The 24,726-nt window shown below is 41.0% G+C and carries 26 protein-coding genes; 11 read left to right on the forward strand and 15 right to left on the reverse strand.

The window, feature by feature from the left end:
* Position 1 precedes the first annotated feature (1 nt).
* From ACO06Y_RS17495 to ACO06Y_RS17535, 9 genes are all read right to left on the reverse strand, one after another.
* Entirely contained in the window at positions 2-2,035 is a 2,034-nt protein-coding gene (locus ACO06Y_RS17495) for a VWA domain-containing protein (protein ID WP_422080302.1), read from the reverse strand.
* A 54-nt stretch (positions 2,036-2,089) separates the two neighbouring features.
* Positions 2,090-2,836 carry a 3-oxoacyl-[acyl-carrier-protein] reductase gene (gene fabG / locus ACO06Y_RS17500; RefSeq protein ID WP_422080303.1) on the reverse strand — a complete coding sequence of 249 codons (747 nt, stop codon included), beginning with the start codon at positions 2,834-2,836 and terminating at the stop codon, positions 2,090-2,092.
* 129 nt (positions 2,837-2,965) lie between these two features.
* A complete protein-coding gene (gene sucD, locus ACO06Y_RS17505) occupies positions 2,966-3,838 on the reverse strand; it encodes a succinate--CoA ligase subunit alpha (RefSeq protein WP_422080304.1) in 873 nt (290 codons plus the stop codon).
* Between the two features lie 70 nt (positions 3,839-3,908).
* Entirely contained in the window at positions 3,909-4,841 is a 933-nt protein-coding gene (locus ACO06Y_RS17510; RefSeq protein ID WP_422080305.1) for a UDP-3-O-(3-hydroxymyristoyl)glucosamine N-acyltransferase, read from the reverse strand.
* A gap of 53 nt (positions 4,842-4,894) precedes the next feature.
* Entirely contained in the window at positions 4,895-5,461 is a 567-nt protein-coding gene (gene efp / locus ACO06Y_RS17515) for an elongation factor P (RefSeq protein ID WP_422080307.1), read from the reverse strand.
* A 6-nt stretch (positions 5,462-5,467) separates the two neighbouring features.
* The gene (lpxA, locus tag ACO06Y_RS17520; protein WP_422080308.1) at positions 5,468-6,253 is read right to left on the reverse strand and encodes an acyl-ACP--UDP-N-acetylglucosamine O-acyltransferase; all 786 of its coding nucleotides are present in this window, start codon (positions 6,251-6,253) and stop codon (positions 5,468-5,470) included.
* On the reverse strand, positions 6,250-7,662 hold the full coding sequence (locus ACO06Y_RS17525) for a bifunctional UDP-3-O-[3-hydroxymyristoyl] N-acetylglucosamine deacetylase/3-hydroxyacyl-ACP dehydratase (RefSeq protein ID WP_422080309.1): 1,413 nt from the start codon (positions 7,660-7,662) through the stop codon (positions 6,250-6,252). Before ACO06Y_RS17525 ends, lpxA begins: the two co-directional genes overlap by 4 nt.
* Entirely contained in the window at positions 7,659-8,675 is a 1,017-nt protein-coding gene (gene lpxD / locus ACO06Y_RS17530) for a UDP-3-O-(3-hydroxymyristoyl)glucosamine N-acyltransferase (RefSeq protein WP_422080310.1), read from the reverse strand. Before lpxD ends, ACO06Y_RS17525 begins: the two co-directional genes overlap by 4 nt.
* 23 nt (positions 8,676-8,698) lie before the next feature.
* Positions 8,699-9,928, reverse strand: coding sequence for an HD domain-containing protein (locus ACO06Y_RS17535; RefSeq protein WP_422080311.1), 1,230 nt, complete (start codon positions 9,926-9,928; stop codon positions 8,699-8,701).
* Positions 9,929-10,068: 140 nt separating this feature from the next.
* On the opposite strand from ACO06Y_RS17535, the gene ACO06Y_RS17540 reads away from it, so the two are divergent.
* Positions 10,069-11,613, forward strand: a complete 1,545-nt coding sequence (locus ACO06Y_RS17540) for a PglZ domain-containing protein (protein WP_422080312.1) — start codon at positions 10,069-10,071, stop codon at positions 11,611-11,613.
* Positions 11,614-11,855: 242 nt separating this feature from the next.
* A complete protein-coding gene (locus ACO06Y_RS17545) occupies positions 11,856-12,248 on the forward strand; it encodes a hypothetical protein (RefSeq protein ID WP_422080313.1) in 393 nt (130 codons plus the stop codon).
* Here the strand turns inward: ACO06Y_RS17545 and ACO06Y_RS17550 are convergent, their stop codons facing one another.
* On the reverse strand, positions 12,249-12,971 hold the full coding sequence (locus ACO06Y_RS17550; RefSeq protein WP_422080314.1) for a hypothetical protein: 723 nt from the start codon (positions 12,969-12,971) through the stop codon (positions 12,249-12,251). It abuts the gene before it with no gap.
* Between the two features lie 568 nt (positions 12,972-13,539).
* On the opposite strand from ACO06Y_RS17550, the gene tsaE reads away from it, so the two are divergent.
* From tsaE to ACO06Y_RS17570, 4 genes are all read left to right on the forward strand, one after another.
* A complete protein-coding gene (tsaE, locus tag ACO06Y_RS17555) occupies positions 13,540-13,950 on the forward strand; it encodes a tRNA (adenosine(37)-N6)-threonylcarbamoyltransferase complex ATPase subunit type 1 TsaE (protein WP_422080315.1) in 411 nt (136 codons plus the stop codon).
* A gap of 546 nt (positions 13,951-14,496) precedes the next feature.
* Positions 14,497-15,117: a hypothetical protein gene (locus ACO06Y_RS17560; protein WP_422080316.1), complete on the forward strand. Its 621-nt coding sequence runs from the start codon at positions 14,497-14,499 to the stop codon at positions 15,115-15,117.
* 98 nt (positions 15,118-15,215) lie between these two features.
* Positions 15,216-16,415: an alanine dehydrogenase gene (locus tag ACO06Y_RS17565; RefSeq protein ID WP_422080317.1), complete on the forward strand. Its 1,200-nt coding sequence runs from the start codon at positions 15,216-15,218 to the stop codon at positions 16,413-16,415.
* A gap of 1 nt (position 16,416) precedes the next feature.
* Positions 16,417-16,797, forward strand: a complete 381-nt coding sequence (locus ACO06Y_RS17570) for a DUF4258 domain-containing protein (protein ID WP_422080318.1) — start codon at positions 16,417-16,419, stop codon at positions 16,795-16,797.
* Here ACO06Y_RS17570 and ACO06Y_RS17575 read toward each other — a convergent pair.
* The gene (locus ACO06Y_RS17575; protein ID WP_422080319.1) at positions 16,794-17,960 is read right to left on the reverse strand and encodes a proline dehydrogenase family protein; all 1,167 of its coding nucleotides are present in this window, start codon (positions 17,958-17,960) and stop codon (positions 16,794-16,796) included. The genes ACO06Y_RS17570 and ACO06Y_RS17575 overlap by 4 nt on opposite strands.
* A gap of 130 nt (positions 17,961-18,090) precedes the next feature.
* Here ACO06Y_RS17575 and aroB point away from each other — a divergent pair, with 130 nt between their 5' ends.
* Together aroB and ACO06Y_RS17585 are read left to right on the forward strand one after the other, a co-directional pair.
* Entirely contained in the window at positions 18,091-19,152 is a 1,062-nt protein-coding gene (gene aroB, locus ACO06Y_RS17580) for a 3-dehydroquinate synthase (protein ID WP_422080320.1), read from the forward strand.
* 106 nt (positions 19,153-19,258) lie between these two features.
* The gene (locus tag ACO06Y_RS17585) at positions 19,259-19,594 is read left to right on the forward strand and encodes a hypothetical protein (protein ID WP_422080321.1); all 336 of its coding nucleotides are present in this window, start codon (positions 19,259-19,261) and stop codon (positions 19,592-19,594) included.
* A 3-nt stretch (positions 19,595-19,597) separates the two neighbouring features.
* Here ACO06Y_RS17585 and ACO06Y_RS17590 read toward each other — a convergent pair whose 3' ends face one another.
* The 3 genes from ACO06Y_RS17590 to ACO06Y_RS17600 form a co-directional block, all read right to left on the reverse strand.
* The gene (locus ACO06Y_RS17590; RefSeq protein ID WP_422080322.1) at positions 19,598-20,113 is read right to left on the reverse strand and encodes a DinB family protein; all 516 of its coding nucleotides are present in this window, start codon (positions 20,111-20,113) and stop codon (positions 19,598-19,600) included.
* A gap of 57 nt (positions 20,114-20,170) precedes the next feature.
* On the reverse strand, positions 20,171-20,650 hold the full coding sequence (locus ACO06Y_RS17595; RefSeq protein ID WP_120711134.1) for an Lrp/AsnC family transcriptional regulator: 480 nt from the start codon (positions 20,648-20,650) through the stop codon (positions 20,171-20,173).
* Between the two features lie 111 nt (positions 20,651-20,761).
* Complete coding sequence (locus tag ACO06Y_RS17600; protein ID WP_422080323.1) at positions 20,762-21,871, reverse strand: M14 family metallopeptidase; 1,110 nt, start codon at positions 21,869-21,871, stop codon at positions 20,762-20,764.
* Positions 21,872-22,139: 268 nt separating this feature from the next.
* On the opposite strand from ACO06Y_RS17600, the gene ACO06Y_RS17605 reads away from it, so the two are divergent.
* From ACO06Y_RS17605 to ACO06Y_RS17615, 3 genes are read left to right on the forward strand one after another with little or no spacing between them, the layout of a single operon-like run.
* Positions 22,140-22,505 (forward strand): helix-turn-helix domain-containing protein, encoded by a 366-nt coding sequence (locus ACO06Y_RS17605; protein ID WP_422080324.1) that lies wholly within the window; start codon positions 22,140-22,142, stop codon positions 22,503-22,505.
* A gap of 25 nt (positions 22,506-22,530) precedes the next feature.
* A complete protein-coding gene (locus ACO06Y_RS17610) occupies positions 22,531-22,908 on the forward strand; it encodes a DNA topoisomerase IV (RefSeq protein ID WP_422080325.1) in 378 nt (125 codons plus the stop codon).
* 2 nt (positions 22,909-22,910) lie between these two features.
* Positions 22,911-23,723 (forward strand): TerC family protein, encoded by an 813-nt coding sequence (locus ACO06Y_RS17615; RefSeq protein WP_422080326.1) that lies wholly within the window; start codon positions 22,911-22,913, stop codon positions 23,721-23,723.
* 23 nt (positions 23,724-23,746) lie between these two features.
* Here the strand turns inward: ACO06Y_RS17615 and ACO06Y_RS17620 are convergent, their stop codons facing one another.
* Entirely contained in the window at positions 23,747-24,703 is a 957-nt protein-coding gene (locus ACO06Y_RS17620) for a sterol desaturase family protein (RefSeq protein ID WP_422080327.1), read from the reverse strand.
* Positions 24,704-24,726: the final 23 nt, after the last annotated feature.

The following is a 24,726-nucleotide window of genomic DNA, read 5'->3' on the forward strand; positions in this document are numbered from 1 at the left end:
ATTAAATTAGTCCGTTATATTTTCTGATAAACCATTCCACAGAAAGTGCAGCAGCTATTAGCATTAGGAGTATCCTAAAATCGATTAAAGATACAACATTTTCCTTGCTCTTTTGAACCGGGGAAAAACGTGGATCTTCCAAAAGTTCCCGCACCAAGGCATCCGTATTCGACGGGAAAAACAACTTACCTTTACTATCCAGGGCCAATTGATTTAATTTTTTATAATCACTGGAAAGAAATTGCTGTTCAACGTTGAAGTCCAAAATAGTAAAGCTTCCGGAAGACGAAAGGTTTTCATCGGTAACCAATACGGTAAATGTATAGTCCCCGGAAGGGAGGTCGCCCAGATCTGCCTGATAAAAACTGTCTTTTAGCAACATTGGAATTTCCTTGATCCTATTGTTTCCTTTCCCTTGTATTTTTAGGATTAAATTGGCATTCCGATCCATTTCAAAGGCCTCATCAAAATATCTGGCCGATATCCTGGCATCATCGCTCCCTTGGTATATCAAGTCATAGTCCACATCCAATCGATTCTTGGAAGTATTCGATGAAAGATACAGGATGATTTTTCCAATAATCCCATCAAAGTTTTGGAAATTTTTACTGTCCCTATAATCCTGCATCCGCCATTTCCACAGATTCTCTCCAAAGAGCACCACTTCTTTTGCCTGATCCTTGGAGATTACGGCCAATAAGGGTTCGTCCAATTCCACTCCCTTGATATTCTGCCCCAATAGTACTTCATGGGGCGAGCTAATCAGTACCTCGCCTAATTCGCCCTCCAAGGGAGGAAGGTTTTCGACCATAAATCCCGAGATATCGAAAATACCGAAACCTTTGTTCAAAACAGGAAGTATTTCCTCCTGTTCGCCATAGGCATCCTTGGAATAATTGGCCTGTATTCCATTAAGAAAATTCCAATCCGTGGTTGCACCGCAAATAGTAAAAAAATTCGTTTTTCGTTGTTGGATATACTTGTATATCGGAAGGAAAGATCGGTTGGGTTCATAGAGAATGAAAACATCCGTATTGTCCAACTCTTTGATTGGTACCTGAGGTTCTTTAATGGAAACGGAACGTTGCTCATTGCTTTCAATGGATTTCTTTAGCGTACCGATATCCGGATGCGCCTTGGCCGAAATTATGGTTACGTTCGTTTTTTCATCGATGACTTCCAGCCCGAGACTCCTTTTGTTGTTAAATCTGTTTCTTTCGTTTTCCAAGGGATTTATTTCAACTTCGATCGTTTTGGCTCCAACCGTTTCCGCGGTAGCCAAAACAGTAATGACTTTTGTATTGTTCAAAGGTGTGAACCCTACATTTTCCTTGTAGACCATTTTTCCATTTACGGTGACGTTCAAAGTCGATTCTATGCTTCTACCCCCCTCATAAGTGATGTAAATTTCAATGGGATATTTGTTCTTTAAAAAAGCGAAAGTATTTGTATTGGCGCGCGCTATCCTTATATCCTCATATCTTGTAGTATCGCCTATGACAATGGGATAGATAGGTACTTGGTCATTTTCGAAGATAAAGCCGTAATCCTCTCCTTTGGTCTGGTTTCCATCTGTGGTCAACAGTACGGCCATATTTCTATTGGAGCTGCTATAGATATCTTCCAAGGAGGATATGGCCTTACCAATATCAGTCTGTGTTTCTGTAAAAGACAATGAATCGGAGCTTGCCAATGACGTCCCAAAACTATAGGGTCTTAGCTGAAATCTTTCTAGAATCCCGTTGTTTTGGGTAATGGCTTCTGTCGCGGACATGATGGTATCCGCCGAAGCCTGTACGGACATTGAATTATCGGTCAATAAGATAAGGTCGGTTTTTTCTAGGTTATACTCCTCTTTCGTAAACTTTGGGTTTATCAATAGTACCAAAATTCCGAACAAGGCCAGGAATCGCAGTGCGGATAATAAAAAATACAGACCATTGCCCTCCTTAAATCTCGAACGGTACTGAAACAGAACAATTACCAGTGCCAATAAGGCGGCAGCGATAATGAAAAGTGCTGTTTGGGAATCCATAAAGCTCAGGATAAGGGTTAAGTTCGAAATGTAAAAATTACGGTTAGTGACATTTTAGGTCAGCATTCCGCCGTTTACATTCAAAACCTGTCCGGTAATATAGGAAGACATGTCCGAGGCCAGGAAAAGACAGGCATTGGCAATATCCTCTGGGGTACCTCCTCTTTTAAGGGGAATGCCCTCTCTCCAAGCCTGCACTACCTTTTCATCCAACTTTTCGGTCATTTCCGTTTCTATGAACCCTGGGGCAATGGCATTACAACGAATATTTCTAGAGCCCAGTTCCAAGGCAATGGACTTCGTAAAACCGATTATCCCAGCTTTTGAGGCCGCGTAATTGGCCTGGCCTGCATTTCCAGTTATTCCTACTACACTGCTCATATTTATTATGGAACCCTCTCGTTGTTTTAAGAGGGTACGTTGCACCGCTTTCGTCATATTGAATACCGACTTTAGATTAATTTCGATAACATCATCAAAATCCGCTTCGCCCATACGCATCAAAAGATTGTCCTTGGTAATCCCCGCATTGTTTATGAGAACATCTATTCCGCCAAAGTCTTCCAAAACTTGAGCGACCAAAGCCTCGGATTCCTGAAAACTGGCCGCGTTACTTTTATAGGCTTTGGCTTTTACTCCCTTTTCCTTTAATTCTTTCTCCAATGCCAAGGCTGGCGCTTCGCTAGAACTATAGGTAAATGCCACATCGGCTCCGTGTTCCGCAAAGATTCTTGCTATTCCTGTTCCAATACCCCTGCTAGCGCCTGTAATAATTACTTTCTTTCCCTCTAAAAGTTTCATCCGATTTTTTCTTTGTTCAGCCGTTTTTCAAATATAAGGCATGTTTCATATAAAGATGAAAAAAATCCCGCTCATACCATAATAGCGGGATTTATCTTAACACCGATTTATGTATTTTGAAAAAGGGCCTTAAGCCATTACTTCCTTTACTTTTTTCCCAATTTCCGCTGGCGAATCCACCACATGAATACCACACTCCCTCATAATACGTTTTTTTGCCTGTGCCGTGTCGTCGCTTCCTCCAACAATGGCACCCGCATGCCCCATGGTCCTTCCGGCCGGAGCCGTTTCTCCCGCAATAAAACCAATAATAGGTTTTTCACTTCCACTTTCTTGGTACCATTTAGCCGCATCTGCTTCCAACTGTCCCCCAATTTCACCTATCATTACCACACATTCCGTCTCTGGGTCGTTTATTAAGAGCTCCACGGCCTCTTTTGTAGTAGTGCCTATTATGGGATCACCCCCGATTCCTATCGCCGTAGTAATTCCAAGTCCCTGACGGACTACCTGATCAGCGGCCTCATAGGTCAAGGTTCCTGATTTTGAAACAATACCTACTTTCCCTTTCTTAAAAACAAAACCGGGCATTATTCCTACCTTGGCCTCCTCTGGGGTAATTACTCCAGGACAATTGGGCCCGATCAATCGGCAATCTTTATCTTTTAGGTAGTTGTTGGCCTTTACCATGTCCGCGACCGGAATTCCTTCAGTAATGGTAATGATTACCTTTATTCCCGCATTGGCCGCCTCCATAATCGCGTCTGCGGCAAAAGCAGGTGGGACAAAGATTATAGTGGTGTCCGCATCCACTTTTTCAACAGCCTCCTCTACCGTATTAAAAACAGGTCTTCCCAAATGTTCCTGTCCGCCTTTACCGGGGGTTACACCGCCAACGACGTTGGTTCCATAGGCTATCATTTGTTCGGCATGGAAAGTTCCTTCACTCCCTGTGAAGCCTTGGACTATAATCTTGGAATCTTTGTTGACTAGAACACTCATATTGTATTGATTACTTTAAGCTGCACAAAAATATACGTTTGGAGCCAAACTTACAGGGTTAAAGGGTATATTATTCATCTAATTTTTTGAGTATTTCGGGAATCTGCTTTAAGTGGGCCAATTGTTTTAACTTTTCCCTGGACTCAATCACTGGAGTACCGAAGTAGCTCTTCCCTCCGGGAAGCGATTTACTAACTCCCGATTGTCCCATAATTACTGCTCCTTTTCCAATGGTAATTGCACTATTAACGCCAACCTGACCCCAAATAGTAACTTCATCCTCGATAATCACACAGCCTGCAATCCCTGTTTGGGAAGCGATTTGGCACCGTTTCCCAATTACCGTATCATGTCCTACCTGTACCTGATTGTCAAGCTTTGTGCCTTTTCCTATCGTAGTATCCCCGGTAACCCCTTTGTCAATGGAACAAAGTGACCCGATTTCCACATCGTCCTTCAAAACTACCCTACCACAAGAAATCAATTTATCCAATACATCAGGTCTCTTCTTATAATAAAACGCATCCGAACCTATAACCGTCCCAGCATGTATAATAACATTATCGCCAATAATGCAGTTGTCATATATGGAAACATTGGAATGGATAAGACATCCTTTGCCGATTTTCACGTTATTGCCAATGAAAACATTCGGTTGCACTATAGTATCCTTTCCAATTTTTGCTGATGGCGAAATAGGGCTATGGGATTTCTCAAACTTGGAGAAGAACTCGGTAAGTCTATTGAAATCACGAAACGGATCCTCCGAAATTAAAAGTGCCTTGCCTTCCGGACATTCTACTTCCTTGTTGATCAATACTATAGTAGCCTTGCAACTTAAGGCCTTATCATAATATTTAGGATGGTCTACGAAAACTATATCACCAGGTTCTACCACATGAATTTCATTCATGCCCAACACCGGAAAATCATCCGACCCTACATATTTACTTCCAATGATAGCGGCAATTTGCCCGAGCGTATATGGTTTGGGAAATTTCAATTAAAAGAGTTCAAGTTCAATTCTTACGTTTCATTATACCATACAAGAACATCCTATTCCTTTACCCGTTCCAAATAATTTCCTTTCTCGGTATCTATCTTTATCTTATCCCCTTCATTGATAAAAAGTGGAACATTTACTCGAGCTCCGGTCTCTACGGTGGCCGGTTTCGTTGCATTGGTAGCCGTATTGCCCTTTACACCGGGTTCCGCGTGCGTCACCTCCAGAACAACACTTGCCGGCATGTCCACGGACAGGGGCATACTATCCTCGGTATTGAACAATATGGTAACCACCTCCCCTTCTTTAAGCAGTCCGGGAGCATCCAAGGTACTCTCCTGAAGTGTAATCTGGTCGTAATCCTCGGTATTCATAAAATGATAGGTCTCTCCCTCGGAATACAAATACTGATAAGAACGGGTCTCCACCCTTACATCATCTATTTTATGCCCCGCGGAGAAAGTGTTGTCCACTACTTTTCCCGTAGTTACACTTTTTAATTTGGTCCTAACAAATGCAGGTCCCTTACCGGGCTTTACATGTAAAAACTCGATAATCTTATAGATATCGTTGTTGTACCGGATACATAATCCCTTTCTTATATCGGAAGTTGATGCCATAGTAATTTAATTTGTGCTAAAATAACCTTTCATAATGCCACGCTGCGAGTCCCGAATAAATTGAAGTATTTCATCCCTTTCCGGGGTCGCCTCCATTTCCGCTTCGATAATCTGTACGGCCTGGGTGTTATTATAGTTCTTTTGATAAAGGATGCGATAAATATTCTGTATTTCCTTTATTTTTTCAGATTGATATCCCCTTCGCCTCAGACCTATAGAGTTTATACCCACATAGGAAAGCGGTTCCCTTGCGGCCTTTACATAGGGTGGTACATCTTTACGGACCAGCGATCCACCTGTAACAAAGGCATGATTGCCAATAGCAACAAACTGGTTTACGGCCACAAGGCCTGCCAAGGTTACATTATCCCCTATGGTAACGTGTCCGGCCAAGGTTGAATTATTGGAAAAAATACAGTTATTACCTACCAGACAATCATGGGCAACGTGGCAGTACGCCATTATTAAGCAATTTTTGCCAATGACCGTTTTGTTCCTATCGGAAGTGCCTTTATGTATGGTAGCACATTCCCGAATTGTGGTATTGTTACCGACCACAACAGTGGTCTCCTCTCCTTCGTATTTCAAATCCTGTGGAGGGGCAGATATTACGGCCCCGGGAAATATATTACAGTTTTTTCCTATCCGGGCCCCTTCCATAATGGTTACATTGGAACCTATCCAGGTTCCATCACCAATAGTTACGTTGTTATGTATAGTAGCAAAAGGCTCCACCACTACATTTTTGGCAATCTTTGCCCCAGGATGGATGTACGCCAACGGTTGGTTCATTCTTCCTTTCTTTTAACGATTTGGGCCATCATCTCAGCTTCGGAAACTAGTTTATTATTGGCGTAAGCATAGGCCTGCATATGACAGATGCCCCTACGTATCGGGGAAATCAAATCACATTTGAAAATTAAGGTGTCACCGGGAACGACTTGTTGTTTGAATTTCACCTTGTCTATCTTCATGAACAGCGTTAAATAGTTCTCGGGGTCGGGAACCGTGCTGAGTACTAGAATACCCCCTGTCTGTGCCATTGCTTCCACCTGCAGAACCCCGGGCATAACGGGTGCCCCAGGAAAATGTCCCACGAAAAAAGGTTCGTTCATGGTGACGTTTTTCATGCCTACCACATGCTTGTCCGATAACTCTAGAATCCTATCTATCAAAAGAAAAGGTGGTCTATGGGGAAGCATGGCCATAATCTGATGAATGTCCATCAACGGAGGTAGGTTCAAGTCATATTTAGGAACATTATTCCGTTTTTCGAGCTTTATGAGCTTGGCCAGTTTCTTGGCAAATTGTGTATTGACATAATGCCCAGGTTTATTGGCAATTACTTTTCCGCGTATTCTTGTACCGGTCAAGGCCAAATCCCCAACGACATCAAGGAGTTTATGCCGCGCCGCCTCATTGGGCTGATGCAACGTAAGATTATCCAAAATACCATTCGGCTTCACGGATAACTTTTCCTTGTTAAAGGCTTTTTCCAATCGTTTCATCGTCTCTTCGGAAATCTCCTTATCCACATAGACAATGGCATTGTTAAGATCGCCACCCTTAATGAGGCCATTTTCCAAGAGCATCTCCAATTCATGAAGAAAACTAAAGGTCCTGGCATCTGCGACCTCGGTCTTGAAATCCGAGATATCCTCCAAAGTAGCGTTTTGTGTACCCAAAACTTTGGTGCCAAAATCCACCATGGCCGTAATCTTATAGCTATCCGAGGGTATTACCGTTATTTCGCTTCCCGTTGCCTCGTCCTTATAGGAAATCACATCCTTTACCACATATTCTTCACGTTCCGCTTCCTGCTCAACAATTCCGGCCTTTTCCAGGGCGGCAACAAAGTATTTGGATGATCCGTCCATTATGGGGGGTTCTGGAGAATCCAATTCGATCAAAATATTATCGATTTCCATTCCCACAAGCGCGGCAAGGACGTGTTCCGAAGTTTGGATCTTGACCCCTCTTTTTTCTAGATTGGTACCTCTCTGCGTGTTTACGACGTAATTGGCATCAGCTTCTATAATGGGTTCCCCTTCAAGGTCAACTCGTTTAAACGCATATCCGTGATTTTCCGGGGCGGGCAAAAACTTAAGTGTAACATTCTCACCGGTATGTAGGCCTACACCCTTAAGAGTCACCTCTTTTTTAATGGTTCGTTGTTTTTGATTTGTTTTGGTCACCGTCAATCTCTTTTTTCCAATTGGTCGATTCTAGTTACTATTCTCGGCAAATTTTTAAAGTGCACATAGGACTTGTTGTAATCCCCATAATTTAAGGCGGGGGAGCCTTGTAGTACTTCATTGTCCTTTACATTTCTCCCGATTCCGGATTGCGCCTGAATCTTAACGTTATCACCGATGGTGATGTGCCCTACTATGCCCACCTGGCCTCCGATCATACAGCGCTTGCCTATCTTGGCAGAACCCGCGATACCGGTCTGTGCGGCTATTACGGTATGCTCCCCTATCTCCACATTGTGGGCTATTTGAATTTGATTGTCCAATTTTACGCCCTTGCGCAGAATGGTAGAACCTAAAGTGGCACGGTCAATAGTGGTACCGGCCCCAACGTCTACATTGTCCTCCAAAACAACGTTCCCTGTTTGGGGGACTTTCTTGAACTCCCCGTTTTTATCGGGAGTAAACCCGAAGCCATCGGCACCAATGATAACCCCGCTATGAACCACACAGTTATTTCCGATTATGGATTCCGAGTAAATTTTTGCTCCGGCAAATATGATTACGTTATCGGCTATGGTCACATTATCACCAATGTAGACATTGGGATAAATTTTAACATTATTGCCAATTTTTACATTATTGCCCAAGTACGAAAAGGCTCCCAAATAAAAATTTGCTCCATAAGTGGCCGTATCGGACTGGTATACCGGGTTCTCAATTCCGGTTTTGTTGCTCTTTACCTGATTGTAGTATTCCAATAATTTGGAGAAGGACTCATAGGCGTCCTCTACCTTTATCAGGGTGGTCTCTACATTTTGTTCGGGGATAAAATCCTTATTTACTATAGTAATGGATGCCTTTGTGGTATATATAAAAGAGGTGTATTTTGGGTTGGCCAAAAAGGTCAAGGAACCTTTTTCTCCCTCTTCAATCTTAGCCAGTTTATGGACTGCTATCTCTGGATTTCCATCTACTTCGCCCTCCAAAATACCGGCAATCTGACCTGCTGTAAATACCATGAGCACAAAAGTAAGAAAAATTGTTAAACAGAATATTTGGGGTAACAGATATAATACTTGGTCACTGTTTTTGCAAGAGTCCTTAGGTTAAGATGATCAGATGCCTTGGCGACATCCTGTAATTTTCCGTTCTTTCTTAAAATGTTGATATTCTGTTGCCTTTCATCATAGGCCCTATTTTCAATCTCCCCAGAAAAAACGAAGTAAGCGGTCTCTTTATCCGAAAGCTTATGTTCATCCTTAAAACGATTAAAATGCTTCGTTAATTTTTTGGGGTCTATGGCCTTGTTCTTCAACTTGATGGTGAACAATCTTCTATTGATCAACATTTGACAAAGCCTGGAGAGCACAAAATCCCCATTCCCCTGCCATTGCTTTATTGCCGCCAGGATATCTACATCATCCAACTTTGAAAAAGCTTCCAAAACGTTACGGTCAAAATTGTCCTTGGTAATTCTATGGTTAAGAAAGAAAAGTAATGTTGGGCTACATAGGATCTTTTGGTTTTCCAACAAAAGCTCCTTGGCCCTCTTTAGGATACGGATCAATAATTGCTCGGCCACCAATCCTGTTTTATGGAGGTATACCTGCCAGTACATAAAGCGACGGGCCATTAAAAATTTCTCCACGGAGTAAACCCCTTTTTCCTCTACCACTAATTCATTCCCGGTCACGTTTAACATGGTAATCAATCGTTCTGCATTGATATTACCTTCGGCGACACCGGTATAAAAACTATCGCGTTTTAGATAATCCATTCGATCCATATCCAATTGACTCGAAACCAGTTGGTTTAAGAACTTCTTCGGATATTTTCCCTTGAATATTTCCAAGGCGATCGCTAAACTTCCGTTAAACCTTTGATTCAATTCCTCCATAAATAGAAGCGAAATATGTTCATGGCCGATTCCGTCTACAATGCTGTGCTCCATGGCATGTGAAAATGGGCCGTGGCCTATATCGTGCAATAAAATGGCGCACAATAATCCGTCCTCCTCTTCTTTGGTGATGTCAACTCCCTTAAAACGAAGTACTTGAATTGCCTGTTGTGTTAAATGCATACTGCCCAAGGCATGATGAAATCGAGTGTGGTGTGCCCCTGGATATACTAAATAGGAAAGACCCATTTGAGAAATTCTGCGTAGTCTCTGAAAATAGGGGTCGGCAATAAGATCAAAAATGAGGGTATTGGGGATTCTAATAAATCCGTAAATTGGATCATTGAAGATTTTCAGCTTGTTCGATTTAGGCAAAACAAATGTTTGATCGGATAAGAGCCCAAATTTATACAATTGTGTTGAAACCTAATTCAAAACATGGACCTGTACGTTAGGAAATGAAACAATTAGTCCTGGAAAATGGGTCGAGCAGAATTTAAAACCTAATAACAAGAATGAGTAAGATAACCATCTTATGGGTCGATGACGAAATTGATTTATTGAAGCCCCATATCCTTTTCCTGGAAAATAAAAATTATAATGTAATAACTTGTAAAAGTGGGCAGGAAGCCTTGGAGGAACTAACCCGTTCCAGGGTGGACATCGTCTTTTTGGATGAGAACATGCCCGGAATCTCCGGATTGGACACCTTAAATGAAATCAAATCCATGGCTTCCTCCCTACCTGTTGTGATGATTACCAAAAGCGAGGAGGAATCCATTATGGAAGAGGCCATAGGATCCAAAATAGCGGACTATCTTATTAAACCGGTAAACCCAAATCAAATACTGCTGTCATTAAAGAAAAACCTGGACCATTCCCGTTTGGTGTCCGAGAAGACCACGGCCAACTATCAGCAAGAGTTCCGAAAAATCTCCATGGATTTGTCCATGGTAAATTCATGGGAAGAATGGGCCGATCTTTACAAGAGACTGATTTATTGGGAACTTCAATTGGAAGAAATTGAGGACAGTGGTATGTTCGAAATTTTGGAATCACAAAAGGTGGAAGCCAACAATCAATTCGGCAAGTTTGTGGATAAACACTATTTGGATTGGTTTACTTCTCCTGATGGGCCTGTAATGTCCCATACGCTTTTCAAAGAATGGATTCAACCGAGAATCATGGAGTCCCCCACCCTTTTGGTAGTAATAGATAACCTTAGGTATGACCAGTGGTACTCCTTTGAGGATACCGTGGCATCCTTCTACAAAAAAACTACGGAAGCTGCATATTTTAGTATTCTGCCCACAGCGACCCAATATGCCAGAAATGCCATCTTCTCCGGCCTTACCCCATTGGATATGGAACGGAAATATCCCAATTGGTGGAAAAATGATACTGATGAAGGTGGGAAAAACCTTTTTGAGGATAAGTTTTTGGATGAGCAGATCAAACGACTAGGGCTTAATTTGAGGTGGGAGTACCATAAAATCAGCAGTTTAAAACAGGGTAGACAACTCTCCCAAAACTTTAGGTCTCAAAAAGATAATGACCTTACGGTAATTGTCTACAATTTTGTGGATATGCTCTCACATGCCAAAACGGAAATGGAGGTCATTAAGGAATTGGCCTCCAATGATAAGGCTTACCGCTCATTGACCCAGAGTTGGTTCAAGAATTCTCCTTTATTGGAAATTATACAGCAAGCCCAGAACATGGGACTGAAATTGATCATTACCACGGATCACGGTACCATTAATGTAAAACATCCTTCAAAAGTTATCGGGGACAAGGAGACCAGTCTCAACCTTAGGTATAAGACCGGGCGTAGCCTTACCTATGAGGAAAAGGATGTATTGGAAGCGCAGAGTCCGGCAAAAATACACCTCCCCAGTATTAACATGAGCAGTTCCTTCATCTTTGCCAAGAACGATCTTTTCTTTGCCTATCCCAACAACTACAACCATTATGTAAGTTATTATCGAAACACGTATCAACATGGTGGGGTTTCCTTGGAAGAAATGATCATCCCCTTTGTGGTTTTGGAACCAAGATAAATGGAAATCTAATCGCGATTGGTAAGACTTCCTATTTTGTGATTTGTAATTGATCCGGGATTTATTGGACTATGGCTTTACCTTGGCCAACGAATGGTTCCGGTTCAGATGAGGCATGGGATTCTATCAAAATCCTTAATTTCAATTTTAATTGCCTATTACCCAAAAGAATCCCATTCATTGTTATATAATACTCCTTTCGCAAGAAAGTTTATATTTGTAATTGGATACAATATAATTTTATGCTTAAGACCATAGATCGTTTAATGCAATTCATCAAATATGCAGGCTTGAGTGCCCGAAAATTTGATATCTCCATCGGAGCGAGTAATGGCTATACGCTTCGAATGAAAAAGAACAATGCCTCCATCGGTAGTGATGTAATCGAAAACATTGTTAGGGTATATCCACAGCTTAATGTGGTATGGCTCATTACAGGTGAGGGCAAAATGCTTAAGGACAGGGAGGAACTCATGGCCAACATGGACAAATTCTCCATTGAGAAGCAGCAGGAGATCGAAGAGATCATTGAACGAAAAATCAGGGAGCGCCAAGAGGAAGAGCTAAGACGACTTTTAAAGGAGATTACGGAAGAAATTGAGCAGACACAGAAAAATTTAGGGAATAAAGATTGATTACAGTCTGTTTTTTATTGCATATTCTTTTAACAATTCTTCACGTAAATCCATAAGTAAGTCAATACGTTGCTTTTCCTTCATCCCCTGCGTATTTTCTTTTAAATCTTTGAACTCCGCTTCTTTTTCCGAAAACATTTCGGTGTGAGACCCTATTTTGGGGATTATATCCTCTATTTCCTGGGTGATTCCTTCGTATAATTCCAAAACCTTCGTTTTATGTCCTACGATATGAACTATCCACCCCAAAAAGCAAACAATGGCAATAGTTAGCGGCAATGCCTTGAATAAGGAAATCTCATCAGTAATTTTATAGGGCGCAAAGGCTTCGAACGATTGATAAACGACCAATACAATAGGGGAAAGAATAGCATATCGCCACCAGTCCTTAGCTGTGAGAAACCATATGACCATGGGCAGTAAAATCCCCAACTTAAGGCATACAAACCAATAAAATGTATTTACATCTACAAAGCCATGGCTATGAATCGTAAACCACAAAATCGTATACTCCTCAATATTCTCTGGAATAAAGATATGTGAATAGAGCAGAAAAGGAATAAAAACTAACAGTGCAACAATCAGAAAGTCCCATTTTCCCTTTCGTTTTGAGTTGGTGGTGTTCGGCGTAAGATTTTCAAGGGAACCGCTCATAAAGGTCTTGATGACCATTAGCTTCCGTAGATATTCCTTTTTTGCCAAAACCTGTTTTGCTTCAGTCAAAGTTTGGGCTTCCTTACTAAAAGTTTTGTAGAGTCTTTCATAGTTTTGAGTCCACCAATTCTTTTTTGTTTCAATATTTTTCGAGGTCTCACTTTTTCTTATGATCCGATGTTCAACTACAAGTAATAGTCCAATAATTGTTAGATTAAGGACAATCGATAAAATTTCAAGATTTTCTTCCAATAAATCATTATAATAGAAGGAGTCCCTAGCTAAAATATCTATCCAATAAACCAGTGGGAAAAGAATGAAATAACGCCACCAATATTCATTTGTGAAGAACCATGTTACCAACAAGAAAAATGAAACAAGTCGAGTCAATAAATACCAAATGAACAACCCACTATTCGGCAAATTATGATGATATTCAAAACCGAGAAAATAAATGGATTGAGCGTTGTCCTCAAAATATAAGTGTGCATAGATAGAAAAAGGAAGGAAAACAATAATAGTTGCCAATAAGACTTCTAATATGTACTTTCGACGCCAAAACGATTTCATCTCTTATTACTTTTCAGTGCCCTAAGCTACAAATTACATTTGGAATTGTCCGATTTTTATCTATAGGATGAGGGAAATAATCTATACAAAAAATCAAATTGCGCAAGTGGCGCAGCAACTGCTGCATCAAGTTCAATCCAAAATACTGTGCTTTTATGGAGAAATGGGAGCGGGTAAAACCACTCTTATCAAGGCTTTGGTCAAAGAGCTGGGTGGCGGGGAGGCTACAAATAGCCCCACTTTTGGTATTGTAAACGAATATCATATGGAAAATGGGGGGATTTTGGGATATCATTTTGATTTTTATCGCTTGGAGAATGAGATCGAAGCTTTGGATTTGGGCCTGGAAGACTATTTGAGTCAAGATGTATGGATTTTTATGGAATGGCCGGAAAAAATCAATTCTTTTCTTCCGAGGGATATTTCAAGAATCAATATCGAGGTTCTGGATGCACAAACCCGAAAAATTATTTTTTAACACTACTTACCGGGCGTTTTAAGTAACATCAATGTCCGGAAACATGAGGATATGTCAATCGAATCATGTATATATCGTCAAGGACAAATTTTTATTGCATTTTTTCGACGAAATGCACAATTTTCGATAAAGTGAACGGTTTTTACGACCAAATACCTAATTTTAACATTTCACAACAGTTTCTTGCCCCTATTTTTCCTACATTTGTACTAGAGCATTTGTCCAATTTCTAACTAAAACCTCGAGAACCATGAAAATGAAAAAATTTGTATTTGGCCTATTGGCTGTTGTAACCTTGCTAGCTTTTACGGCCGAAGCGTATAGTAACTCTAACGAAGACCAATCAACTGAGCAAGGGATTCGTAAGGACAAAATAAGATCTAAACCCCAGAAGCGGTAGGATATTTTCTCATAAAAGGAATTAGAGGGCAATTTAACGTTGCCCTTTTTTTGTATACTTTTTTTAGGTTTTCGTCGTTTGCAAACTATAGTAAGTATCGATTTTCAATGACGGATAGAATAAAAAAGAGTAGAATCAAGAAAAAAATGATACTTGATTCCTTAGCAGTTTTTTTTATAGCCATTACACCTTTCCTATATAAAGTGTATGACTACTTACCGGTTGATCCGGAGGCCACTATTTCTTTTTTGGGGATAACTATAGATAGTAACGGTTTTGCCGATGTTTCGACATATGTATGGTTTCTCAGCGTTAAAATTATTCCTTTCATACTTTTGTTGATATGGTTTTTTACCTCAAAGGATTGGTGGTATCACATTCTTATTATACCTATAGCCATGTTTGCATTTCAGTTGTTTGAGGCTTTCTTCTCCGGTGAAGTCTATGTTGACACTGAAAATATTTGGTGGCTCCTACCGGTTTGTATGGTAGTTGTACCTTTTGTCTATTTTATCAGAATTAAGCTGTATGACAAATATGTTCACGGTATAGATTTGGAGGCCATGGAAGCAGAGTTACGTACCTATCGTGAAAAAGGCATGGTTCCGGAAAAAAAATCCGAGAATCCGGAAAAGGAAGACCCGGTAGAATTGGAGGATGAAACCCTTTCAGAGCAGATAGACCGTGTACTTTCCACCCGGAACCTGGAGTCCCAGTTCAAGCAATTGCAGCACAACCTCAAGAATTGGCTTCACTTAAAACTGTAGTGCTTTCCACACCTGATGGTGTATATCTGAATTTCAGTAAATTATTGTAATTTTACCTTTAATTTCAATCCAAAAAACATTTGGATAGAAGTCATTTTATGAATCAACCAACCTCTCCCTTTAGTAAACAGCAACTGCTTCCCCAGGAAGAAAAATTGGAAGTCCTACAGCAAAAAGGGGAGTTGTTCATAGGCATTCCCAAAGAAAACCAATATCAGGAAAAACGGATCTGCCTTACACCCGATGCAGTAAATGCCATTACGGCCCATGGCCATCGTGTTCTTATCGAATCCGGTGCCGGAGAGGGAGCCCATTTCTCCGATATGGATTATACCAATGCGGGAGCGGAAATTACCAGGGACACCAAAAAAATATTCTCCTGCCCCCTACTTTTAAAGGTAGAGCCTCCCAGCCTTTCGGAAATTGCTCTGTTGAACCCACAGTCTACCGTAATTTCGGCGTTACAGATTAAAACGCAATCCAAGAGCTATTTTGAGGAAATGGCAAAAAAGCGGATTACCGCCATTGCCTTTGAATATATTCGGGATGAGGACGGCAAACATCCGGCCGTTCGATCTTTGAGTGAAATCGCGGGGATTTCCTCTGTGCTCATCGCTTCGGAAATTATGGCAGCCACCAACAAGGGAAATGGCCTTATGTTCGGAAACATCAGTGGCGTCCCCCCGGTAGAAGTGGTTATCATAGGGGCTGGAACAGTTGGCGAATTTGCGGCCCGGTCGGCCCTGGGATTGGGAGCCAATGTAAAGGTATTCGATAACTCCATTACCAAATTGAGGAACATTCAGACCAACCTAAAACAAACGGTCTATACTTCCACCATTCAGCCTAAAAATTTATTGAAGGCCTTAAAAAGATGTGATGTCGCTATTGGTGCTACCCGGGGCAAGGATCGTACACCGGTGGTCGTAACCAGTACCATGGTGGAACATATGAAGAAGGGTGCCGTAATTATCGATGTGAGCATTGACATGGGCGGATGTTTTGAAACCAGCGAAATTACAAGTCACAACAAACCGACCATTGAAAAATACGGTGTTATACATTATGGCGTCCCCAACATACCTTCCCGTTATCCAAAAACGGCCTCCATTTCCATAAGCAACATCTTTACGCCCTATCTACTTAAACTTGGTGAGGATGGAGGACTGGAAAATTCGCTAAGATTCGATAAAGGACTGCGCAATGGTCTTTATCTGTATCATGGGATACTTACCAACAAATCCGTTGGGGAATGGTTTGATCTTCAATATAGCGATATCAATTTCCTTATTTTTTAATATGCCCTTTTTAAAACGCTTGGGATTCTTTCTATTGGGCCTGTCCGTGGGACTGGTATTTTTGACGTTTTTCCTGAAGAAAAAAACGGACGGGACAGGAACCGAATTTTGTTACTTTCCCAATTGTAGGGTCTTAAAGGATATTAGATCTAAACCTATTTCCTATTCCCATGAAATAAATGGGCTACTAACTTCCCAAGTAGTGGATTCGACGGATATCCATTATTTTTTGAACGATGGAAACATTGATTTTGGAAAGAGCGACACAAAATCCGAGCCTTGCAAAGTTTACTTTATAGAAGGGACCGCAAAAGGAAAAAATGCCGTACTAAGGGTACGTAACTGTAGGAACAAGGCTATCCTTGAAAACATCCTGTTCTAAATTTTTCGTCGTTTCCGTTCTTTTTTCAACAATTCCAATTCCCTATTGGTCTGCCCTACGACGGAGGTGTTCTCTTCGGCACGGCGTATCAAATAGGGCATTACATCCCTCACGGGGCCAAAGGGCAAATACTTGGCCACATTATAGCCCCCTTTTCCCAAATTAAAAGTAATGTGGTCGCTCATTCCCAACAACTGTCCAAACCAAATTCGAGGGTCGGAATTGGAGATACCCCTTTTTTGGATCAGCTTTAACAATTTATAATTACTTTCTTCATTATGCGTTCCCGAGAATATGGAAATGGTATCCAGATGATCTAGCATATAGCCGACCGCAGTATCAAAATTTAGGTCGGTCTCCTTTTTTGAGGCACAAATGGGACTGGAATATCCCAGATTTTCGGCCCGTTCATTTTCCTTTTCCATATAAGCGCCCCGTACAACTTTAATCCCGATTTTGAAATCATCCCTTTCAGCCCTTTTTTGGAGTCCTTTTAAATAGTCCATCCGATCCCAGCGGTACATCTGCAGCGTATTGAAAATAAGCGGTCTCTCTTTGTTGAATTTTCGCATCATATCCTCGGCAAGACGGTCGGCAGCATCCTGTATCCAACTTTCCTCGGCATCTATCAAAAGGGAAACTCCAAGATCATGCGCTTTTTTGCAAACTGTCTCATAACGATTCACTACCCGCTCCCATTCCGCCTTTTCAGTTGTGGTAAGGGAATTGCCTTCGCTGATTTTTTGAAAAAGGGCAAAACGTCCGAATCCTGTAGGTTTAAAAACGGCAAAAGGGATAGCACCCTTTTCCTTTACAAAATCCAAAACGTTCAAAACTTTTGCCAAGGCATTATCCAAGGGATCCTCTTCGTCCTTACCTTCAACCGAATAATCCAACACCGAACACACGCCCTTTTCCCACATTTTATCCACTAAGGGCATACAGTCCTCTTCGCTTACGCCTCCGCAAAAATGGTCAAAGACCGTGGCACGGATCAACCCTTCCACGGGTAAGTGTGCCTTTATGGCAAAGTTGGTCACCACTGTCCCTATTTTTACCAACGGTTCATTGGCGATCATCTTAAAGAGGAAATAGGCCCGCTCCAATTCCGAATCTGTTTTTAGGGCAAAAGCCGTAGCGGTGTTTTCAAAAATCCGATCCATTTTCATAGATTTCAAACCGAATCAAATATAAAGACAGAAATTGTATTCCATTGATAAAAAATAACCTTTATTTTGTATCCCTAAAAGCACAAAAATTTTCGTGTCGGCGAAAATTAATATTCAACTTCTGATGGAATCCATTATCACTTCTTCATACGCCGTGCATTTTAACCAAGAGGCTTATGATGCGTTGGACAAGCACTTATCCAAAGTGCGCTATTCCAAAATTTTTATCCTTGTTGACGAGAATACCCGGGAACATTGTCTGACCCTATTTTGTAATGGGCTTGGTACGGAGTTTAATTTTGAGGTCTTGGAAATCGAATCCGGGGAAATACATAAAGACATCCAAACCTGTGTGAAAGTCTGGAATGCTTTATCGGAATTTGATGGGGATAGAAAAAGTTTGCTCATAAATTTGGGAGGGGGAGTGCTCACGGATTTAGGCGGATTTGTAGCCTCTACCTTTAAAAGAGGTATCGATTTTATAAATGTACCCACTACCCTTTTGTCCATGGTAGATGCTTCTGTCGGCGGCAAGACCGGTGTTGATTTGGGATCCCTCAAAAACCAGATCGGGGTAATCAATCAGCCCAAAATGGTCTTGGTACTACCGGAGTTTCTAAAAACCTTGGAAGAAAGGCAAATGCAAAGCGGTTTTGCCGAGATGTTGAAGCACGGACTCATTCAGGACGCCGTCTATTGGGATACCCTAAAATCCGTTTCCGATTTCAGTACAATGGATACTTTGATCCATACTTCGGTGGTCATTAAAAACAATGTCGTCCTTCAAGACCCCACGGAACAAAACATACGAAAAATATTGAATTTTGGCCATACTTTGGGTCATGCCATCGAATCCTATTTTTTGGAGAGCGAAAAACATGAAACGCTTTTGCACGGTGAATCCATTGCCGTCGGGATGATCTTGGAAGCCTATCTTTCCTTTAAGTTGATGGGGCTCCCAAAAAACCAACTGGAGGATATAAAGGCCGTTTTTCTCTCCAAGTACCCCAAACCGGAATTTTCGGACGAGGATATAGACCGTATTTTGAATTTATTGAAGTTTGACAAAAAAAACGCCTACGGGACTATCAATTTTGTACTGTTAAAGCGTATTGCCGAACCGGTAGTGGATGTTAAAATACCGGACGACCTCTTCCATTCCGCTTTCTCTTACTTCAAAGAATAGGACATACATATACTAAAAAGAAGGATTGACAACTCTTCACGTTTTCCAATAAAAAAAATATATAGTTTAGGTCCTGTTTAATGCCCAAATTAAATCTGACCTAATTATGATACGAAAATTGGTTGATTACAAAAAATTGAATCACACTTTGGCTGCCTTGCTTATCGAAACGTATCCGGATGGTTACGGGGACGATGATATCATTACCTTTAAAAATGCACATGGCGAAATTGTAGAGGCCGTTGAGTTGAGAACCCAGGACATTCTTTACTTGGTAAAGATCAGTAAGTCTCTTTCCAGTTTCATTTCCAACTTTGAGGATACTATAGAAAAGGAGCTGGATTCAAAGTCGGAACCTGTTTTGGAGGAAGTCGATGCTCCGGAGATGGAAACTGAAATAAGTCCTGATACTGAATTGGACGACGAGAGGGATTTTGATTGATCCCTATAAGTATCGTTCCCTTAGGACATTGCGATGGTGCTTTTGATGTCCGCATATCACAAATCCCAAGGCAGCTACGCTCCAAGACATATCACTGGCCGTACCTTTTGCGCTAAGCCTTTGCCTGTCCAAACTGCTAAAAAGCGCAATTGAGGAACGCCTTACTACCCTGTACTCCTCAATAAGACTTTCCTTAGATCGTCTATCCGCCCCTGAATATTTTACATATAGATCTTGATCAAAACCGGGTAACTCCGTTTTGTCGCCCCGTGCAAAGCGCAAGGCCCTATATTGGAAGACCCGCTCCGCATCGATTACGTGCAGCAAGACTTCGGAAACGGTCCATTTTTGGTCTTCATAAGCATAGTGCCATTTACTATCCGGGATACTATTGATGAATTGGGGAAAGTTTTCCAATTGCCTTTGTAGAAAATCCATCAGTTCCACCTCACCTAGGACATCTATGTAGGTTTTATAGAATACATCACTGTCCGCTAAATGTATTTCGGAGGTTTTCATGGATTTTGTACTGATCCGCTATGAGCGTAGTTAATTGAAGAGAAGTCTTGAAGCTTCTTATAGTTCGTTGAAAATAGTATGCATCAACCGCTTTTTGTCATTGAAGCTTTCCTCCAAGGAAATCATGGTCTCGGTTCTACTGATACCATCTATATCATCGATTCTGAATATAATGTTTTTGGCATGTGTAGTATCCTTTGCGCGGATTTTACAGAAAATATTGAACTTACCAGTTGTGATATGGGCAATTGTAACGTTGGGTATTTGCTCCAAACGCTCGATCACAAATTTGGTCTGATGTGTTTTTTCCAAAAATATTCCAACATAGGCAATGAAGGCATAGCCCAATTGTACATAGTCCAGAGTTAGCGAAGACCCCTTGATGATACCGGCCTCTTCCATCTTTTTGACCCTAACGTGAACCGTTCCTGCAGAAATCAGAAGCTTTTTGGCGATATCCGTAAATGGTGTTCTGGTGTTGTCTATCAACATATCCAAAATCTGGTGATCTATTTCATCCAATTTTACTTTACCCATATCTATATATTTACGGCAAAAATAAAAAATTAAGAAATTAAACGCAGTAAAACTTATGTTTTTTTAACGAAAACGTAATAAAAGTATATTTTTTGACAAATTAATATAAAACTAGCTGGTAATGTCCTCCCAAAAGGGTTGTCGTTTCAAAAGTTTTAAGTCATTGTTATTTAAACAGTTGTATGTTTGGTGACCAAAATGATTCTTTAAGTCGCCCATCATTTCAATTTTAGGAACGAAGTGTATTTTCCCATTTTTCAACACCTCCTTATACAAAATGCCTATGCTATCTTTCCCATGGAATGATGCATCGATGGATTCGGCATTGCGGATCAAGACATCAAAAAACAACTTATTGTTTTCCGGTATGTTGAAGTAATCCGATTCATTAAATTTTCTAAATCCCTCTTCACGAATGGTATCCAAGGCCAAAAACAGGGCATAAAAAATATAGGCTCTCGTGTGCTCACGTTCATAATCATTGGCAAAGTGCCCTGCTTCAAACAAAACCGTTGGCGTTCCCAAGGTCTGAAAGGTATCCCCAACACAATTGGCATTGTAAGTATCGTCATACCTTCCTATTTGTCCGGGGACATAGGAATTTAAGCCATGATCAATAGCACTTATGAGTAACATACTCTTTCGTCGGGATTCCGTAATGCTCCGTTGCTCGTCACTGGCCGGTGCAAGAAAAGAAACCGTAGCTGGTTTTGGGGTGTTGCCCACGTTAAATATGGTACGCTGATCATGGAGATTCAGACAATAATGGGGTCGAAAATCTTCATATACCATCCGAAGCGATCTACTCTCAGGTTGCGTGAGCCTTTTGGCATCCCTATTAAGATCAACCCTATTGGCATTGACACGGGTATAGACTTGGGCGCCATCCGGATTAAGCATCGGAATAATCTTTAAGGTACATTCATCTAAAATTCTAAAAGCTTCTACTTCTTCAGAACCTAAAAAACTTACGAGATCTAAAACCGCTTTGGTCGTGGTAGACTCGTTACCATGCATTTGGGACCACATCAATATCCTTTGCTTGCCCGAACCCAAAGTGATACTTTCAATAGAACGCCCTTCAACGGACCATCCTACAGTATCCACCTGAAATGGTTCGGACATCCTATTTAGAAACCCTGCTATTTGATCATGGGTCACATAGCGTCCTAGGATGTTCTTTTCCTTGATTTTCGGATAATATAGGTTCTGAAAATGCATAGGGCCTACTTGCTACGCTACAAAGGTAACACCATTGGTAGTTACAATTGTATTCATATATGTTACATTATTATACATTTTATTTCCAATGATTTGTACATTTGTATACAGATTTGTGGCATGGTTTAGGTTTTTTATTTAACTATTTGTTTATCAATATTTTAAATTGTTTTACCTAAACATTAAGTAATTATTTTTTAAGTAAATACAACCGCTTTTACTTCTATTTTACTTTGATGGCTGCGCTAGAGTGCTAAAATTGATCACAATGGTAAATCAGGAGGATTTTACAAAACGGCTGAGGAAGTTGCTACGCTATTACGATCTTTCCGCTTCCGCGTTTGCGGACAGGATCGGTGTGCAGCGGTCCAGTATTTCCCATTTGCTCACGGGACGCAATAAGCCAAGTCTCGAATTTGTACTTAAAGTTGTTGACACTTTCCCCGAAGTGGATTTATATTGGCTTGTTAAGGGAAAGGGAAATTTTCCCTTGATGTCCGCGGAAAAAGATGTCCATACCCCATCACCTATCGTAAAAGCGCAAAATGTAAAAATCGATGGTAATCTTAAATCCGTTGACAAAATCATTATTCTTTATTCCAATGGAAGTTTCAAAATCTATAACGCAGACTAGTCATTAATTTGCTTATTTTGTGTTCATGTTCAAGAATCCAATACTCGCCTTGATCGGTATTTTTATGATGGCATCCTGTTACGGGCCCCAAAGGGATTGTTCACGCTTTAAGGAAGGGAGCTTTTCCTTTACCGCTCGTATTGATGGGAAGGAGGTCACCACCACTTTTGTCCGCAATGATTCCATTGAAATCGACTACTTCGCGGGAAAAATCGATACCTCATCCGTCCGCTGGATAAATGATTGCGAATACATTGTAAAGAAGATAAATCCAAAGAACAAATCCGAGGAGAAGTCCATACATATGAAAATATTGTCGACTACGGATGATTCCTATACATTTGAGTATGGTATAGTCGGCCAAAGCCAAAAGTCTAGAGGAACAGCTATAAAAACCAACTGAATATGTTTGAATTTTTTGCAAGCCCGGATGCCTGGGTAGCCTTGTTGACCTTAACATTTTTGGAAATCGTGCTTGGGATAGATAACATTGTGTTCATATCCATAGTGGCCAATAAGCTCCCCCAAAACCAACGTAAAAAGGCTACCAATATAGGCTTGCTCCTGGCCATGGTACAGCGAATAATCCTGTTGTTCGCCGTTTCATTTTTAATAGGTCTAAAAAACCCTTTTTATTATATAAATACCTCTTGGCTCACCACAGGAATAAGTGGTCAGGCGCTGATTCTGTTTTTTGGGGGATTGTTTCTGCTTTATAAAAGTACTTCGGAAATTCACGAAAAGGTTGAGTTGCCTTCGCACGACAAGGACGAATTGGATGCAAAGAAAATCACCAGCTTTTCAAACGCCATAGTTCAGATAGTGCTTATTGATTTCATCTTTTCCATAGATTCCATTCTTACGGCCGTGGGTATGACCAATGGAATAGGAGATAGTCCTATGGACGCCTTAATGGTAATGATCATTGCCGTTGTCATTTCCATCATCATTATGATGGTCTTTGCCAATCCCATCCGGGTCTTCATCAACAAGCATCCTTCCATGCAACTTTTAGCGCTCTCTTTTCTAATACTTATTGGATTTATGTTGATTGCCGAAGCGGCACATTTAAGTCATACCCGGATTTTTGACCAAGAAGTTGGGGCCATTCCAAAAGGATATCTGTACTTTGCCATCGCCTTTTCCCTGCTCATAGAATTTTTAAATATGAAGTTGCGAAAAAAAGAAGAAGCTTTGGAAAGTCGTCAAAGTGATTAATATACTCCTTGGCCGATAATGGATCAATTGGGTCTACTAAAGGCCAATTTTGGATTTACCTTTTTCTGCTCTTCAAAAAGGCGTTGCTGTTGGCGCACGGTCAATGTACTCCCATCATGGCTCCAACCAGGAGGTCCAAAAATATACATCAACTTATGGGAAAGTTTTTTCGATTTTTTAAGATCCCTCCAAATATCCTTATACTCATGGGTAAGAATGACCATGGGATTATAGGACTCAGGTGAATGGATTACCCCATATTTTACATCGATGTCATCGTCCAATTCCTTCCAGGTTCCGAACAGCTTGTCAAATATATTTAAGAAGCCTCCATGATTTTTGTCCAAGTATTCAACGTTCTGTGCGTGATGAACCTGATGCATGGTATGGGTGTTGAAAATCTTCTCGATCCAGCCCATTTTCGGCACATATACGGAGTGCAATTGAAATTGCCATAATGCCTCTATACCCAAACATACCATCACCATTTCCGGTGGAAAGCCAATGGCAGGCATCCACATATAAAACAAGGGTTTGTAAACTATGGTAAACCAACCGTTTCGAACGGCCGTTCCAAGGTTAAAATTATCCGAAGAGTGATGCACGATATGCGCGGCCCAAAGTACCCTAACCTCATGGTTGGCCCTGTGAAACCAGTAATAGGTAAAATCGTCCGCCAATTGGCAGAGCAACCAAACATACCAGGCATAGCCAAAAGATGCATACCCCATGATGTTGGTCCGAACCCCATTGACTTCGGGATTAAAAAATTCATACGTATATTCAAACAATACAATGGCAAATATAACTTTGAACAGAGGGCCCAAAATTGCCGATCCCACACCCATAAAACCACTAGCGAACAAATCTTTCCAATCGTATAGATCATCGTCCCCATGGGTCTTGCTATATGTTAATTCCAGTAAAATAAAAGCTATAAAACAGGGTACGCCGTACACCAGGGGGTTGGTAAAATCCATCTAACAATCAGTTTGGTCTAAAT

The organism is Ulvibacterium sp., from assembly GCF_965228935.1.
Lineage (GTDB): Bacteria > Bacteroidota > Bacteroidia > Flavobacteriales > Flavobacteriaceae > Ulvibacterium.

Excerpts from the sequence above, each read along its gene's own strand:
- ACO06Y_RS17495 (WP_422080302.1), bottom strand. The coding sequence starts at position 2,035 with ATGGATTCCCAAACAGCACTTTTCATTATCGCTGCCGCCTTATTGGCA.
- fabG (WP_422080303.1), bottom strand. The coding sequence starts at position 2,836 with ATGAAACTTTTAGAGGGAAAGAAAGTAATTATTACAGGCGCTAGCAGG.
- sucD (WP_422080304.1), bottom strand. The coding sequence starts at position 3,838 with ATGAGTGTTCTAGTCAACAAAGATTCCAAGATTATAGTCCAAGGCTTC.
- efp (WP_422080307.1), bottom strand. The coding sequence starts at position 5,461 with ATGGCATCAACTTCCGATATAAGAAAGGGATTATGTATCCGGTACAAC.
- lpxA (WP_422080308.1), bottom strand. The coding sequence starts at position 6,253 with ATGAACCAACCGTTGGCGTACATCCATCCTGGGGCAAAGATTGCCAAA.
- lpxD (WP_422080310.1), bottom strand. The coding sequence starts at position 8,675 with ATGGTATTTACAGCAGGTCAGATTGCCGGTATTTTGGAGGGCGAAGTA.
- ACO06Y_RS17540 (WP_422080312.1), top strand. The coding sequence starts at position 10,069 with ATGAGTAAGATAACCATCTTATGGGTCGATGACGAAATTGATTTATTG.
- ACO06Y_RS17545 (WP_422080313.1), top strand. The coding sequence starts at position 11,856 with ATGCTTAAGACCATAGATCGTTTAATGCAATTCATCAAATATGCAGGC.
- tsaE (WP_422080315.1), top strand. The coding sequence starts at position 13,540 with ATGAGGGAAATAATCTATACAAAAAATCAAATTGCGCAAGTGGCGCAG.
- ACO06Y_RS17560 (WP_422080316.1), top strand. The coding sequence starts at position 14,497 with ATGATACTTGATTCCTTAGCAGTTTTTTTTATAGCCATTACACCTTTC.
- ACO06Y_RS17565 (WP_422080317.1), top strand. The coding sequence starts at position 15,216 with ATGAATCAACCAACCTCTCCCTTTAGTAAACAGCAACTGCTTCCCCAG.
- ACO06Y_RS17570 (WP_422080318.1), top strand. The coding sequence starts at position 16,417 with ATGCCCTTTTTAAAACGCTTGGGATTCTTTCTATTGGGCCTGTCCGTG.
- ACO06Y_RS17575 (WP_422080319.1), bottom strand. The coding sequence starts at position 17,960 with ATGGATCGGATTTTTGAAAACACCGCTACGGCTTTTGCCCTAAAAACA.
- aroB (WP_422080320.1), top strand. The coding sequence starts at position 18,091 with ATGGAATCCATTATCACTTCTTCATACGCCGTGCATTTTAACCAAGAG.
- ACO06Y_RS17585 (WP_422080321.1), top strand. The coding sequence starts at position 19,259 with ATGATACGAAAATTGGTTGATTACAAAAAATTGAATCACACTTTGGCT.
- ACO06Y_RS17590 (WP_422080322.1), bottom strand. The coding sequence starts at position 20,113 with ATGAAAACCTCCGAAATACATTTAGCGGACAGTGATGTATTCTATAAA.
- ACO06Y_RS17595 (WP_120711134.1), bottom strand. The coding sequence starts at position 20,650 with ATGGGTAAAGTAAAATTGGATGAAATAGATCACCAGATTTTGGATATG.
- ACO06Y_RS17600 (WP_422080323.1), bottom strand. The coding sequence starts at position 21,871 with ATGCATTTTCAGAACCTATATTATCCGAAAATCAAGGAAAAGAACATC.
- ACO06Y_RS17605 (WP_422080324.1), top strand. The coding sequence starts at position 22,140 with ATGGTAAATCAGGAGGATTTTACAAAACGGCTGAGGAAGTTGCTACGC.
- ACO06Y_RS17610 (WP_422080325.1), top strand. The coding sequence starts at position 22,531 with ATGTTCAAGAATCCAATACTCGCCTTGATCGGTATTTTTATGATGGCA.
- ACO06Y_RS17615 (WP_422080326.1), top strand. The coding sequence starts at position 22,911 with ATGTTTGAATTTTTTGCAAGCCCGGATGCCTGGGTAGCCTTGTTGACC.
- ACO06Y_RS17620 (WP_422080327.1), bottom strand. The coding sequence starts at position 24,703 with ATGGATTTTACCAACCCCCTGGTGTACGGCGTACCCTGTTTTATAGCT.